The 22,119-nt window shown below is 61.2% G+C and carries 21 protein-coding genes; 8 read left to right on the top strand and 13 right to left on the bottom strand.

What is annotated here, in order from left to right:
- Window positions 1–6 precede the first annotated feature (6 nt).
- Entirely contained in the window at window positions 7–873 is an 867-nt protein-coding gene (locus TRM7615_RS07425; RefSeq protein WP_108786266.1) for a 2-dehydro-3-deoxygalactonokinase, read from the top strand.
- Window positions 874–924: 51 nt separating this feature from the next.
- On the top strand, window positions 925–1,329 hold the full coding sequence (locus tag TRM7615_RS07430) for an acyl-CoA thioesterase (RefSeq protein WP_108786267.1): 405 nt from the start codon (window positions 925–927) through the stop codon (window positions 1,327–1,329).
- Here the strand turns inward: TRM7615_RS07430 and gph are convergent.
- A complete protein-coding gene (gene gph, locus TRM7615_RS07435) occupies window positions 1,311–1,967 on the bottom strand; it encodes a phosphoglycolate phosphatase (RefSeq protein WP_108786268.1) in 657 nt (218 codons plus the stop codon). The two genes, TRM7615_RS07430 and gph, sit on opposite strands and share 19 nt — an antisense overlap.
- Before the next feature lie 311 nt (window positions 1,968–2,278).
- On the opposite strand from gph, the gene hemP reads away from it, so the two are divergent.
- On the top strand, window positions 2,279–2,446 hold the full coding sequence (gene hemP, locus TRM7615_RS07440; protein WP_108786269.1) for a hemin uptake protein HemP: 168 nt from the start codon (window positions 2,279–2,281) through the stop codon (window positions 2,444–2,446).
- Window positions 2,443–2,916, top strand: a complete 474-nt coding sequence (locus tag TRM7615_RS07445) for a hypothetical protein (protein ID WP_108786270.1) — start codon at window positions 2,443–2,445, stop codon at window positions 2,914–2,916. Before hemP ends, TRM7615_RS07445 begins: the two co-directional genes overlap by 4 nt.
- Window positions 2,917–2,984: 68 nt before the next feature.
- Here TRM7615_RS07445 and TRM7615_RS07450 read toward each other — a convergent pair whose 3' ends face one another.
- The 8 genes from TRM7615_RS07450 to TRM7615_RS07485 form a co-directional block, all read right to left on the bottom strand.
- Complete coding sequence (locus tag TRM7615_RS07450; protein WP_181893120.1) at window positions 2,985–6,053, bottom strand: aminotransferase class III-fold pyridoxal phosphate-dependent enzyme; 3,069 nt, start codon at window positions 6,051–6,053, stop codon at window positions 2,985–2,987.
- A gap of 87 nt (window positions 6,054–6,140) precedes the next feature.
- Window positions 6,141–7,013 carry an NAD(P)-dependent oxidoreductase gene (locus TRM7615_RS07455; protein WP_108786271.1) on the bottom strand — a complete coding sequence of 291 codons (873 nt, stop codon included), beginning with the start codon at window positions 7,011–7,013 and terminating at the stop codon, window positions 6,141–6,143.
- Window positions 7,014–7,109: 96 nt separating this feature from the next.
- Window positions 7,110–7,499 carry a Cu(I)-responsive transcriptional regulator gene (gene cueR / locus TRM7615_RS07460; protein WP_108786272.1) on the bottom strand — a complete coding sequence of 130 codons (390 nt, stop codon included), beginning with the start codon at window positions 7,497–7,499 and terminating at the stop codon, window positions 7,110–7,112.
- A gap of 10 nt (window positions 7,500–7,509) precedes the next feature.
- Window positions 7,510–9,987, bottom strand: a complete 2,478-nt coding sequence (locus TRM7615_RS07465) for a heavy metal translocating P-type ATPase (RefSeq protein ID WP_108786273.1) — start codon at window positions 9,985–9,987, stop codon at window positions 7,510–7,512.
- Window positions 9,988–10,300: 313 nt separating this feature from the next.
- Window positions 10,301–11,062, bottom strand: coding sequence for an SDR family NAD(P)-dependent oxidoreductase (locus tag TRM7615_RS07470; RefSeq protein WP_108786274.1), 762 nt, complete (start codon window positions 11,060–11,062; stop codon window positions 10,301–10,303).
- Window positions 11,059–11,991 carry an SDR family oxidoreductase gene (locus TRM7615_RS07475; RefSeq protein WP_108786275.1) on the bottom strand — a complete coding sequence of 311 codons (933 nt, stop codon included), beginning with the start codon at window positions 11,989–11,991 and terminating at the stop codon, window positions 11,059–11,061. The genes TRM7615_RS07470 and TRM7615_RS07475 overlap by 4 nt, the downstream gene beginning before the upstream one ends.
- A complete protein-coding gene (locus TRM7615_RS07480; protein ID WP_108786276.1) occupies window positions 11,988–12,890 on the bottom strand; it encodes a bile acid:sodium symporter family protein in 903 nt (300 codons plus the stop codon). Before TRM7615_RS07480 ends, TRM7615_RS07475 begins: the two co-directional genes overlap by 4 nt.
- Window positions 12,887–14,206: a flavin-containing monooxygenase gene (locus TRM7615_RS07485; RefSeq protein ID WP_108786277.1), complete on the bottom strand. Its 1,320-nt coding sequence runs from the start codon at window positions 14,204–14,206 to the stop codon at window positions 12,887–12,889. The genes TRM7615_RS07480 and TRM7615_RS07485 overlap by 4 nt, the downstream gene beginning before the upstream one ends.
- 80 nt (window positions 14,207–14,286) lie before the next feature.
- On the opposite strand from TRM7615_RS07485, the gene TRM7615_RS07490 reads away from it, so the two are divergent.
- Window positions 14,287–14,928 carry a TetR/AcrR family transcriptional regulator gene (locus TRM7615_RS07490; RefSeq protein WP_108786278.1) on the top strand — a complete coding sequence of 214 codons (642 nt, stop codon included), beginning with the start codon at window positions 14,287–14,289 and terminating at the stop codon, window positions 14,926–14,928.
- A 1-nt stretch (window position 14,929) separates the two neighbouring features.
- On the opposite strand, the gene TRM7615_RS07495 is transcribed toward TRM7615_RS07490, so the two are convergent.
- Together TRM7615_RS07495 and TRM7615_RS07500 are read right to left on the bottom strand one after the other, a co-directional pair.
- Window positions 14,930–15,547, bottom strand: a complete 618-nt coding sequence (locus TRM7615_RS07495; protein WP_108786279.1) for a pyridoxamine 5'-phosphate oxidase family protein — start codon at window positions 15,545–15,547, stop codon at window positions 14,930–14,932.
- Window positions 15,548–15,557: 10 nt separating this feature from the next.
- Window positions 15,558–16,022, bottom strand: coding sequence for a nuclear transport factor 2 family protein (locus TRM7615_RS07500; RefSeq protein ID WP_108786280.1), 465 nt, complete (start codon window positions 16,020–16,022; stop codon window positions 15,558–15,560).
- Window positions 16,023–16,324: 302 nt separating this feature from the next.
- Between TRM7615_RS07500 and TRM7615_RS07505 the strand changes: the two genes are divergently transcribed.
- Window positions 16,325–16,900, top strand: coding sequence for a TetR/AcrR family transcriptional regulator (locus TRM7615_RS07505; RefSeq protein WP_108786281.1), 576 nt, complete (start codon window positions 16,325–16,327; stop codon window positions 16,898–16,900).
- A gap of 21 nt (window positions 16,901–16,921) precedes the next feature.
- Here the strand turns inward: TRM7615_RS07505 and TRM7615_RS07510 are convergent, their stop codons facing one another.
- Together TRM7615_RS07510 and TRM7615_RS07515 are read right to left on the bottom strand one after the other, a co-directional pair.
- Entirely contained in the window at window positions 16,922–19,063 is a 2,142-nt protein-coding gene (locus TRM7615_RS07510) for a 3-hydroxyacyl-CoA dehydrogenase NAD-binding domain-containing protein (protein WP_108786282.1), read from the bottom strand.
- Window positions 19,064–19,078: 15 nt separating this feature from the next.
- Window positions 19,079–20,287 (bottom strand): acetyl-CoA C-acetyltransferase, encoded by a 1,209-nt coding sequence (locus tag TRM7615_RS07515; RefSeq protein WP_108786283.1) that lies wholly within the window; start codon window positions 20,285–20,287, stop codon window positions 19,079–19,081.
- A 99-nt stretch (window positions 20,288–20,386) separates the two neighbouring features.
- Between TRM7615_RS07515 and TRM7615_RS07520 the strand changes: the two genes are divergently transcribed.
- Both TRM7615_RS07520 and TRM7615_RS07525 read left to right on the top strand, forming a co-directional pair.
- The gene (locus tag TRM7615_RS07520; RefSeq protein ID WP_108786284.1) at window positions 20,387–21,388 is read left to right on the top strand and encodes an AraC family transcriptional regulator; all 1,002 of its coding nucleotides are present in this window, start codon (window positions 20,387–20,389) and stop codon (window positions 21,386–21,388) included.
- A 119-nt stretch (window positions 21,389–21,507) separates the two neighbouring features.
- A complete protein-coding gene (locus TRM7615_RS07525) occupies window positions 21,508–22,101 on the top strand; it encodes a polyisoprenoid-binding protein (RefSeq protein WP_108786285.1) in 594 nt (197 codons plus the stop codon).
- The last annotated feature ends 18 nt before the right edge of the window (window positions 22,102–22,119 follow it).

Consider the following 22,119-nt stretch of genomic DNA (forward strand, 5'->3'; position numbering starts at 1 on the left):
GCAGACATGGATACCTCGCCCGAATGGATCGCAGTTGATTGGACGCCTGTGCGCAGGCGGGCTTGGGCCATGCGGGGGGATACGGTTCTGGACACGGTCACGCAGGTTGGCCCGGTCGAGGCTGCGCGCCCGGCTGAGGCACTTTTGGGCCTGATCTCGGTGTTCTTGTCGGACGCGCCGGTTGATGTGATGACCTGTGGCACGCTTGGGCCTGTGGGGGCTTCGGTGCCCTGCGAACCTTTGTCAGACGGGGCATGGTCGGTGGATATCGGTGATGTCAGAGTTTGGCTGCGCGGCGTCTCGGGCCTGCGGCAGAAGCAACCCGTCGATATGATGCAGGGTGATGAGACCCGCGTGGCCGGGTTTCTGGCGTTGAATACGGATTGGGACGGGGTGATCTGTTTGCCCGGCGAACACAGCCGCTGGATCCACGTCAGCGCTGGAGAGATCGTGAGCTTTCAGACCTTCATGACCGGCGTGGTTGCGGCCACCTTGCTGGACCGTGCTGTGCCTGATGCGCGCGCGGCCCGTGTGGATGGCGTGACCTTTTCTGAAGCCGTGGGCGATGCCATCGCCAAGCCTGAGCGGGTCATGGCGCGCGTTCATTCCATTCATGCTGAGGCGGTGCTGGATGGGTTGCAGCCCGAGATCGCCCGCGCGCGCTTGTTGGGTGGGTTGATCGGGTCGGAACTGGCGGCGGCGCGCCCGTTTTGGCTGGGTCAGCAACTGGCCGTGGTGGGCGAGGGGGAGTTGGCGCAGCTCTATGTCGATGCGCTGGGCGCCCAGGGTGCCCCGGCGGCGCTGGCGGATGAACCGCGCGTGACGCGGGCCGGGTTGGCGACCGCTTGGCGCACTTTGGCTGCGGCCCCTTGAGCCCGGACGAGAAACACCCGACAGTGCGCCCAAGCAGACAGGAGCAGCCCCTTGGCCTTTGACGTTCAGATCCCCGTTCGGTTCAAACATTGCGACCCTGCAGGGATCGTGTTCTTCCCGCGTTACTTCGAGATGATCAACGATGTGGTCGAAGATTGGTTTGCCCAGTCTCTAGGCACCCCGTTCGAGGTTCTGGTCAAGGAAAATGGCGCGCCCACGGTCGAGATTTCGGCCGGGTTCACCGCGCCCAGCTTGCACGGCGATGTGCTCGATTTTCGCCTGACGCCTGTACGCCTGGGACGCTCCAGCGTGAGTTATGAGATCACGGCGCACTGCGGCGACGAACTGCGCCTGAGGTGCAGCGGCACGCTCGTCTACATCCAACGTATGGGCAAATCCCAACCTTGGCCCGACAGCATCCGAGAACGGATCGAAGCTCAGCTGCCGAGCAGCTGATCAACGGCCGCGATCAGACCCGCGCTATCGTCGAACGTGGCATGGTGCGGGAGGTCGGCCACCGGTGTCTTGCGATACCCCTTGGTGAACAGCAGAAACGGCACGCCCGCGCGGTGTGCGGTTTCGGCGTCAACCTCGCTGTCGCCAACATAGATCTGTTGCTTTGCCCCCAACGCGTCGAAGGTGGCGTGCAATGGGGCGGGGTCCGGTTTGCGTTGGGGCAGGCTGTCGCCGCCGATCACCACGTCAAAGAACTGCGCCATGTCCAGCGCGTCCAGCACATGACGAGCCGGGGCTTCGGGCTTGTTTGTGCACAGACCCATCTTGAGGCCCCGCGATTGCAGCGTCTCAAGCACCTCGGTGATGCCGGGATACACAACCGTCAGCGCGGTTGAGGCACGGTTGTAGTGGGCGAGTGTTGCCGCCGACAGCTCGGCGTGACGGGCCATGTCCAACCCGACGTGCTCGATCACCAACTTCACAAGATGCGGCAGGCCGTTGCCGACAAAAGAGATCACGGTCGCAAGGTCCAGCGATTCGTACCCTTCGTCCGCCAGCATGGCGTTGACGGCGGCGGCAATGTCCGGTGCGCTGTCGACAAGCGTGCCGTCCAGATCAAAGACGATGCTTGCGGTCATGGGCGATCTCCTTTGTTTCAGCCTTGAGTGACAGGGCCAGGACGCAAGCGCAAGAGGGGACGTTCGCAGAATTCTGCAGGCGCAAAATTGCCCGCTTGACATACCTTACTATTTTTATCAGATTATGGATCAACACGAACAGCCACCCCATCTTGCCAACCTGCTTTGCAAAGGGTCAGCCAATATCGCAACCCAGTCCGTTCTCTGGTTCGCAACATGCAAAGCATTGAATTCACATGTCTGCTTCCCCGAGCCCGGACAAATGTCCCAGCCACCACTCGCATCCAGTCCAAAGCTCAGGAGATGATCCAATGAACGCGCAGACTTCTACTCCGACCCACGGTTACCCTGTTTCCCTGCTGCCCGCCCACAAGGCCGAAGAGCTGACCAAGGGTGGCAATCTGGCCCACATCGAGTTGGGCGATCAGCTCTACACGCTGCGGATCACCCGCGCAGGCAAATTGATCCTGACCAAATGAGCGGCACACCTCGGGGCGGGGCGGCTGTTGGCCGTCTCGCCGACCTTGCCCCGGTCGAGGCGGGCGCGGTGATGTACCTGCGCATGTGGAGCGACAGCGCCCATTCCCGCGCTGATGCTGCCAGCGATTTTGACCTTGCTCTCGGGCGGGGCCTTGGCAAGTCGGCGATGTCGACGTTGGAGCAGATTTGCTCGCTCTGTGCGACACATGGGCGCCGCCCGTTGATGCGCCATGGGTTGGGTTGTTCCTGCCTGGGCGCAGATGAAAGCTGTTTCGCTCAGATGATTGGCGCCGCTGCAGACGGCCAGCATGAAGACGCGATGATGATGGCCGCGTTGATCGTGCGACCGGACTTTGCCCCGTCTCTGGCGGCGCTGTCAGAGCAATTCGGGCTGGCCCTGCGGCGCATGACCCTTCCGTTTCAACATGGACGGGTGACCCATTCCCCCACGCCATCAGTGTTGCACTGACAGCCTCAAGCCCTTTTCAACAAAGTCATTGTCGCCCCGGCCCTCCCTCAGGTCCGGGGCATTTTCTGTCAGCAGCACCCGCAGTCGTGATGATGGTGCTCATGCCCGCAGGAATGTTCGTGCGCGGGCGCAAAGTCGCCCACCTCGGACAGCACCTGATCCAAGGCCCAAAGGATCATCTCGACGTCTTCTGCCTCGATCGTCAGCGGCGGGCGGATTTTCAGGATGTTGTCCTTGGGTCCCTCGCTGCCGATCAGAATGCGGTGATCACGCATCCTGTTCTTGACGTATTTACAGATCTCTGTGCCCTCGGACCCGTCCGGATTGATCAGCTCAACGCCCAGGAACAGACCCATCCCGCGCACGTCTCCGACGCAGCCATGTTTGGCTTCAAGCGCCTTGAGCCCTGTCATCAGCTTGTCGCCCATCTGCTGCGCATTGTCCTGCAGTCCTTCGTCATCGACAATGTCCAGCACCTCTTTGCCAATCCGGCACGATAGGGTGGACCCACCAAAGGTCGAAAAGAACTCGATCCCGTTGTCAAAGCTCTGCGCGATCTCTTTGGTGGTGACCAGTACACCCAGAGGGTGCCCGTTGCCGATGGGTTTGCCCAAAACCACGATATCGGGCAGGGCGCCTTGGTGTTCGAACCCGAAATAGTGTTCTCCCAGACGGCCGAGGCCAGTTTGCACCTCATCTGCGATGCAGACCCCGCCAGCGGCGCGGATCTTCTCATAAACCGCAGGCAGATAGCCCTTGGGCGGGATGATTTGACCACCGACCGAGGGGAAGGTTTCGGCGATGAACCCAGCCAATCCCTGGCCCCGTTCTTGCAGCGCGGCAATGGCGGGATCAACGAGATCGGCAAACTTCCGGGCACGATCGCCATCATCGCGCTTGAAGCTGCCACGATAGTCATCGGCCACCTCAACCAGTTCGACCCAATCCGCCTGACCGATGCCACCCGGCTTGTTGAACTTGTAGGCCGAGATTGCGACAGCCGCATTGGTGTTGCCGTGATAGCCATGATCCGGCGTCACGATCCCCTTGTTGCCGGTGTGCGCCCGCGCCAGCCGCAAGGCCAGTTCATTTGCCTCGGTGCCTGAGTTGACGAAGAAGCAGACCTCCAGATGTTCAGGCATCTTCGACAGCACCTTGTCGGCAAAGGCAGTTTGTGCCGGATGCAGATAGCGGGTGTTCGAGTTCATGCGTTTGAGCTGATCCGCTGCGACCGCCTGAATGCGTGGGTGTGCGTGGCCCACATGGGGAACGTTGTTGTAGGCGTCCAGATAGGGCCGCCCCCATTCGTCGAACAGATGGTGTTTCCAGCCCCGCATTAGCATGACCGGATCGTCATAGGTCAAGCTTAGGTTGCCGCCGAAATGATCCTGACGCCCTTGCAGCACGCCACCCTTGTCGGTCGGCTGATAGAACACCTTGTCATCGGGCAGATTCAGCATAGGCGCCGGGTTGGGGCAGACCTTGTGCCACAGGTACATCTCGTCGGGGTCGCCCACGCCGGGCCAGTCGGCCTCCATCCCGTCGGTGGTCAGGGCCAGCTGGAAATGAACATGCGGAGCCCAACCGCCGTTTTGCGTGTGATCGCCAAGCCGGGCAAAGGCCGCGCCGCGCGCCACCGGGTCGCCGGGTTTAAGACGGTCACAAACCTCGGGGTCCAAATGACCATAAAGTGTGTAGAACGCGTCACCTTCCGGTGTTTCGTGATACAGGATCACGACGCCGCCATAATCCAGATGCCCAGTGCGGTTCTCGACCACCTCTACCCGCGCGCTCATCGGTGCATAAAGCGGCGTTCCCGCAGGGGCAAAGACATCCACTGCCAGATGTACGGTGCGTCGGTCGCTGGCCTTCCAGGGGCCCTTGCGGAACCCAGGTTCGGCATAGATCAGGCGCGGTTCGCTGTAGTAACCCAGCCACCAATCAGGGCCAAATTCCTCACCCACGCGCGCGGCTTCCTCCAGCGGCATGTTAAACGGGTTCTGCGGCCAAGTAGAGTTCTCGACCGAGAGCGAACCCATCGGCACATCGCTTAGATCGCGACCAAAGAGGTCGGCAAACTCGCCCCGGTGTTCCTCCAGATAGGCGTGAACCCGGTCGGCACCATCGGTCACGGGGAGGTAGCAGGCCGCGCGCAGGCGCGCCGACATCAGGCCACCGTTGACCGCATCATTCTCAAGGAACCGCCACGCGGGCGCCTGAGAGATGGTCACGTAGGGATCTTCGGGGTTCTCCACCGCCATCAGGGTCGAATTCACCACCGACACCGCCAGCCGCATTCGCAGCAATGGCCAGATCAGATCGACCTCTTGGGCGCTCAGCCGTCCGGCCGCGTGATAGCCTTGGACCAGCCCGGCCAGTGCTGCCTCGGGGTTGGGATGATCCAGCACGATATAGGCGCCACAGATGGCCAGATCGCAGATCCGTGGCGCGGCGAACATGTCGCCCAGATCAATCAGACCCGATACCTGCTTGGGCTCACCCAATGCGCCCTCGACCAGGATGTTGTAGTCATTGGCATCGTTGTGGATCGCTTGTTTTGGTAGGGTCTCCAACTCGGGCTTGATCGCTGCAAAGGCCTGGACGATGTCCGCCAACAGCGCCCGCCGTGTCGGATCTTCGACTGCATCCAGTTTGTTGGCGATCCAACCGCCCTGCATCAGATCCCACTTGAATGCCCGCGCAAGGCCGTCGTGCTCGAACCCCTTGAGCGCCCGTCCGGTTGCGCCCAGAACCCGACCCAGTTTGACGATCAGATCCAGCGGCTTTGGGTTGGACTTGGCGTAACACTCGCCCGGCAGCCGTTCGAGCAGCCAGGCAAGACGGGGTGCGCCTGTTTCATCGGCAATCTCAGGTAGAAAAGCGCCATCGATTGTTGGGAACACCTTGGGGAACGGCAGGCCAGGTGCCGCCGCAGCGATGTGCTCCAAAGCCTTGACCTGCATGTCGACAAGATCGGGCGCACAGCCCGCGCGCATGACTTTCAACACATAGTCCTGCCCGTTGGTGGCGCGCGCCAGAAAGTTCAGGTCATATTCGCCATCCAGCCGCTCCAGTTTTGCCTCATGACCCCAAACATTGCGCAGTGCAGCTGCCCAGAATTCCAAATCCACGCTCATATTTCGCGCCTTCCTTGGGCCACTTCACCCTTTTAAAAATACTCCGGGGGAGTCGCGTAGCGACGGGGGCAGCGCCCCGACCCTGTTTCAGTCCAACGCCTTCAGACGCTTGAACAGAGACGAGGTATCCCAGCGACCACCGCCCATCTTCTGCACGTCCTTGTAGAACTGATCGACCAGTGCCGTGACCGGCAGCGAGGCGCCGTTCACCTCGGCCTCATCGAGGCAGATACCCAGATCCTTGCGCATCCAGTCGACGGCAAAGCCATAGTCGAAATGATCGTCAAGCATCGTCTCATGCCGGTTCACCATCTGCCAGCTGCCTGCGGCACCCTGGCTGATCACCTCGACCACCGCGCGACCGTCCAGCCCCGCTTTCTCGGCAAAATGCAGCGCCTCGGACAGGCCCTGAACAAGACCGGCGATGGCGATCTGATTGGCCATCTTGCAGCGCTGACCGGCGCCCGCCTCGCCAATGCGGCGGCAGATCTTGGAATAGACCTCCATCACGGGCCGGGCGGTGTCGTATGCTGTTTGGTCACCGCCACACATGATCGACAGCACGCCGTTTTCGGCCCCGGCCTGACCGCCCGAGATCGGGGCGTCGACAAAGGACAGGCCAGCCGCAGAGGCGATATCACCCAATTCGCTTGTGACCTTGGCCGAAACTGTGGTGTGATCGACAAAGATCGCACCCGCTTTCATGGCCGCAAATGCGCCGTCTGCACCGGTGCAGACCATGCGCAGGTCATCGTCGTTGCCCACGCAGGCCATGACCAGATCGGCGTCCTTCACGGCCTCAGCCGGGGTGACCCCTAATGCGCCACCATGTTCGGCGACCCAGGCTTCGGCCTTGGCGGTGGTGCGGTTGTAGACGGTGACGGAATGTCCGGCGGCTTGCAGGTGGCCCGCCATGGGATAGCCCATGACCCCCAGGCCCAGGAATGCGATGTTTGCCATAGTTTTGATCCTCTCGGCTGTGCGGTCCCTCTCCCCAAGGGTCGCTCTCGCGCAGAGACAAATCAAAGCTGGCGGCGCAGGGCAACCCCCGTTTGTTCAACTGGTGCCGCCCAGGTCCTGCAAGATCGGGCAATCGGGGCGATCATCGCCCGCGCAGCAGTCCACCAGATGGGTCAGCGTATCGCGCATGGCCTGCAGGTCGGCGATCTTTGCCTCGATCTTGGCTAGATGCGATCTTGCCACCCGTTTGACATCAGAACTGGCGCGGGTTTCATCCTCGTACAGCGCCAACAGGGTTCGGCAATCCTCGATGGTGAAGCCAAGGGCGCGGGCGCGGCCCAGAAAGGCCAGCTTATGCAGGTCCTGGTCACGAAACTGGCGATAGCCGTTGTCGCTGCGTCCGGGAACAACGAGGCCGATGTCCTCATAGTAGCGGATGGTCTTGGGGGGCAGGCCGGTTTGTGCGGCGACGTCTCCGATGTTCATGGATGACCTCTCATTCTGCTGGTGCGGGCTTGAGTGTGGCTGCGGTTTGGGTCGCAGGCACAGAGCGTGCCACAAAGCGCAGCCGCAGCGCGTTGGTCAGGACAAAGACGCTCGACAGGGCCATGGCACCTGCTGCAAGCATGGGTGACAGCAGTGGCCCACCAAACGGATAGAGCACCCCGGCCGCGACTGGGATCAGCAGCGTGTTGTACCCAAAAGCCCAGCCCAGGTTCTGGCGGATGTTGCGCAAGGTGTGGCGCGAGATTTCATAGGCGTTGGTCACGCCCGTAACCTCGCCCGACATCAGCACCACATCCGCGGCCTCGATCGCCACATCCGTGCCGGTTCCGATGGCGATGCCCACATCGGCTGAGGCCAACGCGGGCGCGTCATTGATCCCGTCGCCAACAAAAGCCACCGCACCAAAGCGGGCGCGCAGATCGGTGAGAGCGTCGACCTTGCCGCCGGGCATAACCTCGGCCACCACATGATCGATCTGCAGCTCGGCGGCGATGGCCTGAGCGGTTGCTGCATTGTCGCCGGTGATCATGGCAACGGTCAGCCCTTGGTCGTGCAGAGCCGCAATGGCGTCGTGGCTTTGCGTTTTGATCGGATCAGCCACGGCCAATGCGGCGGCCGCCGTGCCGTCGATGGCCACATAAAGCGGCGTTTTACCCTTTGCCGCCAGCTTTTGCGCCTGGGGCTCAAGCGCTGAGACGTCGATGTTCTGCCGCGTCATCAGGCGATCTGCACCAATCACGACCGAGCGACCTTCGACCTGAGCCCTCAGGCCAAGTCCTGTGAGCGATTCAAATGCGGTCACATCGGGCAGCGGGCCAGGAGCGGCTTGTGTGATGGCGCGCGCGATTGGGTGTTCCGACGACGCCTCGGCAGCGGCGGCGAGGCGTAGAACCTCGTCACGATCAAATCCTTCGGCCGCGATCAGATCAGTCAGCTCGGGGCGTCCCATCGTCAACGTGCCGGTCTTGTCAAAGGCCACGACGCGGGTGTCCTGCAAGGCTTGCAGCGCGTCGCCCTTGCGGAACAGCACCCCCATTTCAGCGGCGCGCCCAGTGCCCACCATGATCGAGGTCGGTGTGGCCAGACCCATGGCGCAGGGGCAGGCGATGATCAGTACGGACACCCCGGCCACCAGCGCCATCGACAGCGCCGGGTCGGGGCCAAAGATCAGCCATACCACCACGGTCAGCGCAGCGGTCGCCAGAACGGCAGGCACAAACCATGCGGTGATGCGGTCAACCATTCCCTGGATCGGCAGTTTGGCGCCTTGTGCCTGTTCCACCATGGCGATGATCTGGGCCAATACCGTGTCTGCGCCAACCTTGGTCGCGGTGACACGCAAAGCCCCGGTGCCATTCAACGTGCCACCAACGACTGTATCCCCAGCGGATTTGAGAACCGGAACAGGCTCGCCTGTGATCATGCTTTCGTCGACATAGGTCTGACCGTCCAGAACCGCTCCATCCACGGCGATGCGCTCGCCGGGGCGGACGTGCAAAAGGTCTCCGGCCCCGATTTCGGCAATGGGGCGCTCGGTGACGATTCCATCGACCTCGACCCGCGCGGTTTTGGGCTGCAGGCCGATGAGCTTGCGAATGGCTGCGCCTGTACGCCCCTTGGCGCGCGCCTCGAGCAGGCGACCAAAGAGGATCAGGACCACGATCACCGCCGCCGCCTCAAAATAGACGTTGGCGGTGCCTGCGGGCAGCAGGTCTGGTGCAAATGTTGAAAGAACCGAGAACCCATAGGCCGCAAGCGTCCCGATCGCGACGAGGGCGTTCATGTCCGGAGTGCCACGGAAGAGGGCAGGCAGGCCTTTGGCATAGAACATGCGGCCCGGACCGATCAGAATGACGCTGGTCAAGGCAAACTGGATCAGCTGGCTGGTCTGCTGCCCAATGGTGGCGTGGACCCAGTGGTGAAAGGCAGGGATCATGTGCCCACCCATTTCCAGCACAAAGACAGGCAGCGCCAAAAGGGCCGCAAAGAGGGTTTGGCGGGCAAGCGTTTGGATTTCCTCGGCCTTGCGGTCCATGGCCTCGGGCGTTTCGCTTGGTGGTGTGGCTGCATAACCAGCTTGGGTGACGGTTGCTGCCAGAGTGCTTGGGTCGGTCGTGCCGGTTGCGAAGGTTACGCTTGCGGTTTCCGTGGCCAGGTTGACATTGGCCAAGATTACACCGGGTGCTGCCAAGAGGGCGCGCTCGACCCGACCGACACAGGAGGCACAATTGAGCCCTTCGATGATCAGTTGGGTGTCTTGGGTCGCGACAGGATAGCCTTTGTTCGACAGGGCCGCAGCGATGTCGACAAGTGGCGCGTCATGGCTGACATGCGCCGTTTCAGAGGCAAAGTTCACTTGCGCCTGATCGACGCCGGGTAGAGCGTTCAAAGCAGACTCGACCTTGCCCACACATGACGCGCAGCCCATGCCGGTGATCTGGAGTGTTGTGGTGGTGTGATGCGACATATTCGAGGCCAAACATTTCTTGAGTCGTGCCTCAGATAAGGGTTCCAGTTAGGGGAAGGTCAAGGGGTGCCTTTCGATCTGTAGTTTTGCGGGCAGCCACGGCGTGTCCGGGGGGCTCCCGCCTGTCGATCAGGCATCAAAGATGCCCTCCTCCCGTTGGGCCGCGCCGCGCTGCGCGCGGCGCTTGACGCTTTGGGCAAAACAAGTGCCCCGAGCGGGACCGCGCCGAGCCAAAGGCGAGGCGCCCGGCCCAAAGCCGTTAGCGGTGCTGGCGCAGCCAGGATCGCTCGGGTGCGGGAGCGCCCCCGTCCAATCAGTGTCGACCGTCGATCTGTCGTTCCATCAGTCGCTGAAACAGGCGCGGGGACAGTCTGTTGACCCACCACGCAGCACGGGCGATGCGTCCGACAGGGATCATCGGGCGGGACTTGCGCAATCCGGCCAGGATTTCGGCTGCTGCGTCCTCAGGCGTCATGTAATCCATGCCATCGGTGGCTGATCCGGGTCGCGCGGTGCCGTCATCTTGGCGCTGATCGTTGCCGATGTTGGTCGCCACAAACGAAGGCGCGGCGATCAGGGTGTGCACGCCGTGTTTCTTTTCCTCGGATCTCAGCGATTTGAAGAACCCTTCGAGTGCATGTTTTGACGCGGCATAGGCGGTTCGGTGATAGAGGGGCGAGAACCCGGCCACGGAAGAGATCGCCAGATGCGTGCCCTTGGCTGCGCGGACCGGCGCCAGCAGGTGGCGCGCCATGGCAACAGCGGCGAAATAGTTGATCTCGAACACTTTGCGATGGCTGACGTCATCCGTGGCGTCAAAAGCTCCAATCTGGGTGATGCCCGCGTTGTAGATGGCGAGGTCGACCTGCGGAAACCGCTCGGTGATCTGGGCCATGGTGTCATCAAGTTGCTCAGGATTGGTCAAATCGCATTGCATCGGCAACTGCGTCTCGCACGCCTCCAGCCCGGAGATCTCGAGATCAATAAGGACGACTTGCCACCCATTGGCCTGCAAAGCCGCAGACAACGCGCGTCCCAAACCACCTGCGCCCCCTGAAATCACTGCTGTTTTCATGTGATGGCCTGCTTTCTCCAGAACTCGAACACTTCGGCGCTGGTCATTTCGGGGGTATAGCCAAAGTCCGCCTTCAGCGCGTCATTGGCCAGAACAGGGCGGTACTGCAGGAACCGGACCTGCTCGGGTCCATATTGCGACAGACCTAGGGGCCGCGCCACGGCCAGCGCGGCCTTGAGTATCCATGCAGGCAAACGCAGCACCGGTTTGCCCAAGGCGCGCGCCAGGTCGGTGACACCCATCGCGCCGTCACCTGCCACGTTGTAGATACCGGTTGGCCCATCGGTCGCGGCGCGCGCGATGATGCGGACCAGATCGCGCGTCCAGATGAACACAAAGGGGCTCTCGCTGCCCCGGATCGCCAACAGGCGGTTTTTATGAAAAAGCGCGGTGATCTGATTTTCCGTTCCCGCACCCAGAACTGTGCCTACGCGCAGGATGACCTGCTCCAACTGCGGTGCGGTTTTGCGTGCCTCGGCCAGCATCTCTTCGACCTGGCGCTTGTGATCGGAATAGGGAAACTCGGGGTTGCCGCGCACCGGATCGCTTTCCTGCAAGGGCACCGGATTATCGGCGTGATAGCCATAGGCCGCGCCCGAAGACGTCACCACCAACCGCCGCACGCCATGCTTGATACAGGCGTCCAGCACGTTGCGGGTGCCGGTCACATCGACGTTGTAGGCGAAGTCGCGCCCTGTACCCTTGGGCGGCGTCACGATCGAGGCGAGATGCACCACAACATCCGGCTGCACCTTGGCGATCACCCGCTCGGGGTCGCTCCCCGTTACATCCATCCGGGCAAAGCTGATGCCCTCCGGGAGCGGATCCGGCGGGGCCAGGTCGGTGGCAAAGAGCTGATGATCTCGGACTTCGGACAACAGAGCACGGCCAACCATTCCGGCGGCACCAGTCACAAGGATGCGGGTCATTTGTCCGCCTCGGTCCGGGACATGAGGGCCGCCAGACCCAACCCCGTGATCGCGTGCCAGATGCCCCAGAACGCGGCGACGACAGCCATGCCGCCAAGCCCGTTGAAAAAGGCAAAGATCAGGACCAGGCCAAGGCCCGAGTTCTGGATTCCAGTTTCAATGGTCACGGCGCGGCGATTAAAAGGGGACAGGCGCGCCAGAGTGGCCACAGCGTACCCGCCCCCCAAAGCCAGGGCGTTGTGCACGATGACAAGCCCTGCCACTGCCCCGGCGAAGGCCAGAAAAAATCCCCAGTTGGCCGCCAGAGCTAGAACGATGAAAGCGATGAAAATCCCCATGGACAGATACTGCAGCGGTCTGCGCAGCCGAGCTGTCAGTGAGGGGCGGTGCAGGTTCAGTTGAACACCCAAAACCAGCGGCAGGATCAGCATCAACCCCACTGTGATGGCGATCTGAACCGGGTCGATTTGCGTTTCCTGCAGGATTGCGCGCGTTGGCTCATACAGCCCGCCCCACAGCGCGATGTTGATGGGGGTCAGCAGGATCGCACCGACGGTGGCAAAGGCGGTCATCGAAACCGAAAGCGCCGCGTTGCCGCCCGCCCGATGGGTGATGAAATTCGAAATGTTACCCCCGGGACAGGCCGCCACCAGGATCAATCCCAAGGCAATTGACGGGCGCGGATCGGTCAGCACCACCAGGCCAAAGGTCAGCACCGGCAGCACGACGAACTGCGAGAACAGCCCCACCAACAGCGGTTTGGGGGACCGTCGCAGTCGGCTGAAATCGTTTGGCTTCAGGTCGATGGCGATCGAAAACATGACCACCGCCAGGATCGCGTTCAGCAGGGTCAGCGATCCGGGCGAGAAGTTCAGTGTGACGTCATCGATACCGGTCATGCCTGCGCCCCTTTGCTCAGCTTGGCGATCCAGCCAGTGACAGCGTTGCGATAGGTGGCTTTGTCCACGTAATAGGCCATTCGCGCGAGTTGCAGATAGTTCATGCCGCCCGTGGCGCGTTCGAAGCCATTTGATTTCTCGGATTTCAGCGATGCGGCCACCGGGCAGCCTGCTTGCAGCCCCTTGATGTAGCGCACGATCATTTCGGCCTGTTCGTGGCGGCCCTGCCAGCCCAATCCGCTGGCTTCGACCATGCCCAAGACAAACAGGTCGTCCCGCTCGGGGTGCATTGCGTTCAGGTACAGATGGGGCGCATCCCCCTGCCAATTCAGCAGGTCACGGTCGATGAAGGGATAGTGCAGCTTGTACCCGGTGGCGGCCAGGATCATGTCATAGTCGTCCGAGGTGCCATCGCGGAAGTGCACCGTCTTGCCTGCCATCCGCTCGATATCGGCGCGAATACGCAGATCACCGTGGCCTGCGTGGTAAAGCACCAGCGAGTTTACCACCGGGTGGCTTTCGTAGAGCTGATAGTCGGGTTTGGGAAAACCGTATTTCTGTGGATCGCCCACAAACCATTTCAGGATCATGCCGTCGATACGCCGTTTCAGCCACATGGGTAGCTTGATCAGCCCGCCCATGGTGTCAGCGGGTTTGCCGAACACGTATTTGGGTACGAAGTAATACCCGCGTCGCATCGACAGGTCACACAGGTTTGCATGGTGGATCGCATCCACAGCGATATCACAGCCCGAGTTGCCGGCCCCGACAATCAGAACACGCTTGCCATCGAACTGGCTGGGGTGTCGATAGGCCGAGGAGTGGATCAGCTCGCCGTCAAACTGCCCCGGGAACTCCGGTATGTTGGGTTCCGAAAGGGTGCCGTTGGCGATCATGACGCCCGCAAACTCGGCCGTATGATCGCCATCGACGTCCCGCCAGGTGACGCGCCACCCGTCACTCGGTCCCCCCAGTGGCTCAGTTTCCAACACCTCGGCGTTGAAAGTATAGTGGTCTCGCAGGCCGAAATGATCGGCGAAGTCGCGGAAATAGTTACGCAAATCGCGGTGCGAAGGGTACTCGGCCACGCCCTCGTCCATCGGGAAATCCGTGAACTCTGTCATGGTCTTGGACGAGATCAGATGCGCCGTCTCGTACATGGTCGATTTGGGCCCATCGATGTCCCACAGGCCACCGACGTCCGAATGCAGCTCGAACCCGCGAAAGGGGATGCCTTGTTCCTTGAGCACCTTGGCCATGGCAAGCCCCATCGGGCCCGCCCCGATCAGGGCGTAAGCAGCGCGCGTTTCCGACATGGGACCTCCTCAAAATCTGAAGCTTAACTTGAACGATCGTTCAAAATAAGGCAATATGTTTCTGCAACCAGGGGATTTGCATGGAAAAACAACGCAAAAGGGCGCCCTCGGCGCGGTCGCTGCAAACCAAAGCACGGATTCTGGATGCGGCAGAGCAGGTGTTTGCGGCGCGGGGATTCGATGGCGCCTCGATCCGGGACATCGCGGCCGAGGCGGGTGTTCAGGTGGGGCTGGTGCATCACCACGGCGGCGGCAAAGAAGAGCTGTTTCACCAGACTGTGGCGCGCCGCGCGGATGAGCTGTCGCGGATTAGGCTCGAAGCACTGGATGCCGCGCGGGCGCAGGGTGATCTGACGCTGCGTGTGGTTCTGGACTGTTTCATCCGTCCGTATGTGGCGCTGGCCCGGACGGGCGGGCCGCAGTGGATGGCCTATGGCCGGTTGGTCGCCCATGTCTCGGTTGATCCGCGATGGCGTGCGATTGCGGCAGAGTGTTTTGACCCGACGGCCGGGCAGTTCATTGATGAGATCGCGCGGCTCTATCCGCAAGCAGACCGGCAGTCGATTGCCGCCGGTCAGGTCTATTCAGTCTCAGCGATGCTGGCGTTTCTGAACACCGGCTGGCGGATCGAGGCGCTCAGCCCCGGTGCGGCAGAGGCACGGGTGGATCAGTTGATTGACTACTGCGCGGCGGGGATCGAGGTGATGGTGGAACGGGTCTAGTCTACTTGCCCGCCAACTCTGCCTTCAACCGCTCATTCTCCGCCTTCAATTGCGCAATCTCCAACCCAAGCTGGTTCAAATGCGGGCGCAACTCGGCTTCGGTATAGCGGGGCATGATGTGGGCCGGGCAGTTCCAATCCAGCGCCTCGACCTTGATGATTGCGGCGCGTTCAGGTTGGGTTTCGGACCCTTCGATAAACAGGCTCGCGGCCGCTTGTTCGCCTTCGGTAAAGCTCACCCGGCCCAGAATTTTCAACCGGCGCTGGTTGGCGTAATCCATCAGTATCATCGCCACTCGGTCGTTGCCATCCAGGTTCCCACGCGAGATGTATTGGCGGTTGCCGCTCAGATCCGCATAGCCAAGTGTGCTTTCCCCCAGCACTTTGAGGAACCCCACGGGTCCGCCGCGATACTGCACATAGGGCCAACCGGTTTCGGACACGGTGGATTGATAGAATCCATCGCGCGCCTCGATGAACGCCTTTTCGGCCGGGCCGATCAGATGGCCGCTTTGCGGACCATCCGTCAGGAACTTCGCATAGGCCTTAGCCGACCCCAGGCGTTCTTGATGGGCCAGCACGGCAGGGGTGAACATCAACTGATTAAAGGCGCGGGGCATTTGGTGTCTCCTAGAGGCCCAGATCGCTCAGGCCTGGGTGATCGTCGGGGCGGCGGCCAAGAGGCCAGTGAAACAGGCGGTCTTCGGCACGAATCGGCAGATCGTTGATCGAGGCATGCCGATGCGCCATGCGCCCGTCGGCGGCAAACTCCCAGTTCTCGTTGCCGTACGAGCGGCTCCAATTGCCATCCGCGTCGCGCCATTCATACGCATAGCGTACCGCAATCCGATTGGCGTCAAAGGCCCAAAGCTCTTTGATCAGACGATACTCCAGCTCTTTTTTCCACTTCCGCGTCAGGAAGGCGTGGATTTGCGCGTGCCCCATCGCGAATTCATGTCTATTTCGCCAGCGGCTGTCGTCGGTATAGGCGGGCGTGACCAGATCGGGGTTGCGGCTGTTCCAGCCATCTTCGGCCAGGCGCACCTTTTGGATCGCGGTTTCGCGGTCAAACGGGGGGAGAGGGGGGCGGGTCATGGGGTGAACCTTTAGGTGAGGGTTGCCACCAGCAGCACAACGGCCAGCAGGGCAGGGTTGAACGGGTGGAGCTTTGCTTTCTTGGGGCAGGGCATGTTGGACCTCCTTTGGGTGTACAGATCGGTAACTCTTGTCTTAATATGTACAGATCGGTAAACTTTATTGCAAGGCCGGTACGGTTTTGTGATCTGACGCCCCTTGGGGGACACGAAAGGGTGTGAAAATCGTCATCTGCGGCCCCCATCGTTGCAGCAGGGCGACCGGCGGACTATGTACAGATCAGTTCATGTCAAGGACGAGCCATGCGCCCGAACAAGAAAGACGAGTTGGTCTCCAAGGCTTTGGAGGTGTTTTACCGTGATGGGTTTCATGCCACGGGCATGGACAAGCTGGTGGTGGAAACCGGGGTCTCCAAGACGTCGATGTACAAGCATTTCCGCACAAAGGACGACTTGATCCTGGCGGCACTGGAACTGCGCGACCGGAATTTTCGAGAGTGGTTTCTGAACCGCGTGGCCGAGATGGCGGACACGCCTGAAGGGCAGCTGATCGCGGGCTTTGATGCGCTGGCCGAGTGGTTTGAAGAGGACAACTATCGCGGCTGCATGTTCATCAAGGCCTGTTCCGAGTTTCAGGAGGCGGATCACCCGATCCATCAGCAGGCCGCGCGCCACAAGCAGATCTTGCTGGAGCATCTGACCGGGCTGGCCAAGGCGGCGGGGGCCAAAGACCCGGACTGTCTGGGCAGTCAGATGTTGCTCTTGAAAGAGGGGGCGATCGTGTCCTCGGTTCTGATCAACAGCGGCGCGCCTGCACGCGATGCAAAGGCGGCAGCCCAAGTCTTGTTGGATCAGGCTTTGGGGCACCAGGCCGCCTGAACGACGGCCCGGCAAAGCGATTTAGGCAAACAGCTTCTGCTCAGAGGCATGCTGTTTGAGCAGCGCAGGCGGGTCGAAGCGGTCGCCGAATTTTGCGGCCAGTTCTTCGCAGCGTGCAACGAAGCGGTCCAGGCCGTAGGTGTTTACGAACTGGATGTAACCGCCGGTGTGGACCGGTGCGCCAATGCCCAGGATCGAACCCACGTTGCCGTCCGCGACCGAGCGCAAGACGCCCTCTTCCAGACAGCGTAAGGTTTCCAGCACCGCGCGGAACAGGATGCGATCCTGGATGTCCTGATCGGGCAGGTCCGTGCCTTCCTTGCGCCAGGCTACAAGCCCGGGCCAGATGACCTTGCCGTCAGAGGTGTAGTCGTAGAACCCTTTGCCAGTGGCGCGGCCCTGGCGGTCGTGCTGGCTGACCAGCTCGGACACCATGTTGCGGGCCTCGGGCGTCGGTTCATCAGCGGGGTCCTGCAGGCCCATGTCAACTTGCGTGTTGTAGATGTCGTTGATCAGTTTCAACTGTACTTCATCCAGCAGCGACAGCATCCCTGTTGGCATACCGATCAGCCGCGACAGGTTGTCGACGCGGACCGGATCCTGCCCTTCGGCCACCAGTTGCACCGCCTCAAGGATCTTGGTGCCGATGGTGCGTGACGTATAGAAGCCGGTTTTATCGCCCACGATGATCGGCGTCTTTTTGATCTGGCGTGCAAAGTCGAACGCACGCGCCAGCGTCTCGTCCGAGGTCTGATCACCGGCGATGATTTCCAGCAGGGGCATCTTGTCGACGGGAGAGAAGAAATGCAGGCCGACGAAATTCTCGGGTTTTCTCGACTCGCTAGCCAGACGGGTGATTGGCAGGGTCGAGGTGTTGGACCCCCAGAAACCGCCCTCAGCCAACAGCTCTTCATGCTCGGCCAGAACAGCATTCTTGACGTCGATCTTTTCGAACACCGCTTCGATGATCAGGTCGCAGCCCTTCACGTCTTCGGTCTTGTCCGTCGGGGTGATCAGCGCCAGCACCGCGTCGCGCTGCTCTGCGGTCATCCGGCCCTTGTCGACGCGCTTGTTCAGCAGCTTTTCGGTATAGGCTTTGCCACGCTCGGCGGCTTCCATGCTCATATCCTTGAGTACGACCGGAATGCCCGCCATGGCCGCCGAATAGGTAATACCCTGACCCATCATGCCTGCGCCCAGAATGCCCAGGCGTTCGATCTTTGTGCGTGGGATGTCCTTAGGGCGTGAAGCGCCGCCGTTGACCTTGTTCATGCCAAAAAACAGCGTCTCGATCATGTTCTTGGTGGGCGCCAGCGGTGTCAGCGAGGCAAAGCGGCGGCTTTCATACCGCTGCGCGGTGTCGAAATCGATCTTGCCTGCCGCCTCGGTCATGATGTCGAGGATGCGCACGGGCGCTGGCATCAGGCCGCGGGTTTTCTTGAACAGCATTGCCGTGGCACCGGCAATGCGCGGCGCGTTTTTGGGCGAGGTCGAAGGACCGCCGGGGATCTTGTAACCCTTGGTGTCCCAGGGCTGGGTGACGGCGGTTTCGTCGCCTTGCACCGACAGGATGTGCGCCTTTGCGCTGGCCAATAGCTGATCGGGTGCCACAACCTCATGAATGAGACCCGCCTTGAGCGCCTTTTGCGGGTTCAGCTGTCGCCCTTCAAGCAGGAAGGGCATCGCGCCCTCAAGCCCCAGCAGGTAGGTCAGGCGCACAACGCCGCCGCCTCCGGGCAGCAGACCCAGGGTAACCTCGGGCAGGCCGATCTTGGTTTTGGGGTTGTCGGCTGCGATGCGATGGTTGCAGGCCAGACAGATCTCGTACCCACCCCCCAGGGCCGCACCGTTGATGGCGGCAACCATGGGAACAGGGAGTTTCTCCATTCGGCGCATGACAGCCTTGGTTGCCTCGACCTGTTCAAATAGCTCGCCCACGGTGTCGGGGGTGATGCCCTTGAGCATGTTCAGATCGCCGCCGGCAAAGAAAGTGTCCTTGGCTGAGGTCCAGATCACACCTTTCAGGTCATCCTCGGCCTCGATCTGGTCCATCGCGCCTTTGAAGAGCGGCCAGAACTGATCGTTCATCGCGTTGACGGGGCCGTCCATGTCCATGGTGATGGTAACGATGCCGTCCGCGTCCTTGTCGTATGCAAATGCCATATGTCCGATCCTTCCTTACACGCGCTCGATCAGGGTCGAGATGCCCATGCCACCACCGACACAGAGCGAGATCATGGCGCGTTTGGCGCCGCGGCGCTCAAGCTCGTCCAGCATGGTTGAAACCAGCATGCCACCCGTGGCCCCCAGTGGGTGGCCCATGGCGATGGAGCCGCCGTTGACGTTGGTGATTTCGTGGTCGATGCCCAGATCCTTCATGTAGCGCATGGCGACCGAGGCGAAGGCCTCGTTGATCTCCCAGAGGTCGATATCGTCCACAGTCAGGCCTGCACGGTCGAGGCACTTTTGAGCCGCTGGTCCGGGACCTGCCAGCATGATCACGGGGTCGGTCGAGATGACCGTGGCTGAGACAACACGCCCGCGCGGTTCAAGGCCGAGGTCTTTGCCCGCCTGTTCCGAACCGATCAGCACCGCAGCCGAGCCGTCAACAATGCCAGAGCTGTTGCCGGGTGTGTGTACATGGTTGATGCGGCTGACTTGGGGATATTTCGACAGGGCCATGTCGTCGAAGCCGTAGCTGCCCATACCGGCAAAGGATGGGTTCAGCGCGCCCAGCTTTTGCATGTCGGTGCCGGGTTTGATGAAGTCATCGCGTTCCAGAATGGTCAGCCCGCCTTCGTCCTTGACCGGAACCACGGATTTGTCGAACCAGCCACTGTCGCGGGCATGGGCCGCGCGACGCTGGCTTTCCATGGCATAGGCGTCCACATCCTCGCGGCTGTAGCCGTCGATGGTGGCAATCAGGTCCGCGCCAATACCCTGCGGCACGCCCAGTTGATCGTGGATGATGTCAGGATCCCCGAACATAGCGCCCCCGTTTGACCCCATGGGCACGCGGCTCATGGATTCGATGCCACCGGCGACCACCAAGTCCTCTTGGTCTGAGCCGACCTTCGCCGCGGCCATGTTCACCGCTTCCAAACCGGACGCGCAGAACCGGTCTAGCTGGACGCCTGGCACGGCCTCGTCCCACTGTGCAGTCTGGACTGCGGCTTTGGCCACACATGAGCCTTGATCGCTGATGGGCGTTACACAGCCCAGGATAACATCGCCCACTTGGCTGGTGTCCAAATCGTGGCGGCTTTGCATTTCACGCAACAGGCCTGCGGCCAATTGCACGGGCTTGACCTCGTGCAGGGTGCCGCTGGATTTGCCACGCGAGCGGGGTGTGCGCAGGGCGTCGTAGATGTAGGCAGCAGTTGCCATCTGTGATCTCCTATCTGGGTTTGGAACGTAGCGTGACAGGCGCCGCCTAAGGCGGCAATGATCTGGATGTGCAGAAAAATTGACATTATCTAACAGGCTATGGCCAATCGCATTCCAGCCGCTTTTGCATCGAACATGCTCGACGGGGCCCGGCGTCGGGGCTTGGAGCCTGCCGCAATCCTATCGCGCGCCGGGCTTGGCACCCGGGTGGCTCCGCTGACGCCGCCCGATTTCGTGCGTCTTGTGCGCACGGTGACCCTGTCCCTGGACGACGAGTTGGGCGGGTTGCAGGAACGGCCACAGCGGATTGGCGTGACAGCCATGATGGCGGCGCATCTGAGCCACGCCGCAACGTTGGGTGATGCCTATGCGCGGGCCATCCAGTTCATGGATCTGATGGACAATTCCTTTCTCTATGAGTTTCGCGTAGAGCGTGCTGACGCCATACTTGAGATGCGGCGCATTCCGGGTCGTTTGGTGTTGAACGCCTTGGCGGTCGAGATGATCCTGGTGCTGGTTCATCGCATGCTTGTTTGGCTGGCAGGCAACAAGGGCGCCATCAATCGTGCCTGGTTTGACTATGCTCCGCCTGACCATGTCGCCGCCTATCGGGCGATGTTTCTGCGTGCGCCGGTTCAATTCAACCAAAGCAGCAGCGGGTTGGCCGTGCCTGCAAGCTTGATGAAATTGCCGCTGATCCGCACCGAGGTGCAGGCGATCGCCTATGCGCGGCGCACGCCGCTTGACGCCTTTTTGCCAATGACCGGGACAGCTGGTTTGGCGCTTGAGGTATCGGTGACTGTAGACGGCATATTGGCTGCCGAAGGGCGGTTGGCGGATATGGAAGAGGTCTCGCGCGCCTTGAACATCCCCAGCTACACGTTGCGGCGCAGGCTCAAGCGCGATGGGGCGGATTATTCCGATATTCGCAAACAGGTTCGGCGGGACATGGCGGTGCGTCTGCTCACCACCACCGAAGCCTCAGTCGAGGACATTGCCAACAAGACCGGATTCAGTGAAGCCAGCGCCTTTGTCCGGGCCTTTCGATCCTGGACCGGGGTGACGCCAAAGGCCTATCGGTCATCTGACCCAGTTGGGTAGTTTCTTTAGATTTCAATGATTTGAAAGATTTCTGATTTTTCTTCTGAATAAAGTTGGGTCCCGGAGCGTTTTCCAATCAGAGCGCGACCTGCGCCGGACACATTCGGAGGAAACGTCCCGTGAAACACCTGACCTGCCTTGCCACTGTGGCGACCCTGATGACAACCCTGGCCACTTTTGCTTATGCGGGTGGTCATGCCAATTGGGCCTCGGTCCCGGATCAGTCCGGCGTGGGGTTCGGCTCGATCAAGAAGGACACCGTGGGCGAGGTACACCATTTCGAAGACGTCAGCGGCACCGTCAGCGAGGCGGGGGAGTTGGCGGTTTCGATAAACCTTGGTTCGGTTGAGACCTATATTGACATCCGCAATGAACGGATGATCGAGCATGTGTTCCAGGCCGCTGATGCCAAGGCCACGCTGGCGGGCGAAGTGGACATGGACGAGTTCAACGACTTGGCTGTAGGCGAAACCACTCTGACCGATTTCGAGGGGGTGTTGTCACTGGGCGGTCTGGAGGCGGAAATCGAGGCCGAGTTGCTGGTTGCACGCCTGACGGAAGATCGCGTTCTGGTGACAACGGCCAACATGATCATGTTGTCGACGGCGGATCTGGGCTTCGACGCAGGCATCGACACGCTGATGCAATTGGCCAAGCTGCCGGGCATCACCCGGGTAACCCCGGTCACTGTGCGCATGGTGTTTGAAAAGTAACGTTTTGGGTGAGTAACG

This window comes from Falsiruegeria mediterranea M17, assembly GCF_900302455.1.
Taxonomy (GTDB): Bacteria; Pseudomonadota; Alphaproteobacteria; order Rhodobacterales; family Rhodobacteraceae; genus Falsiruegeria; species Falsiruegeria mediterranea.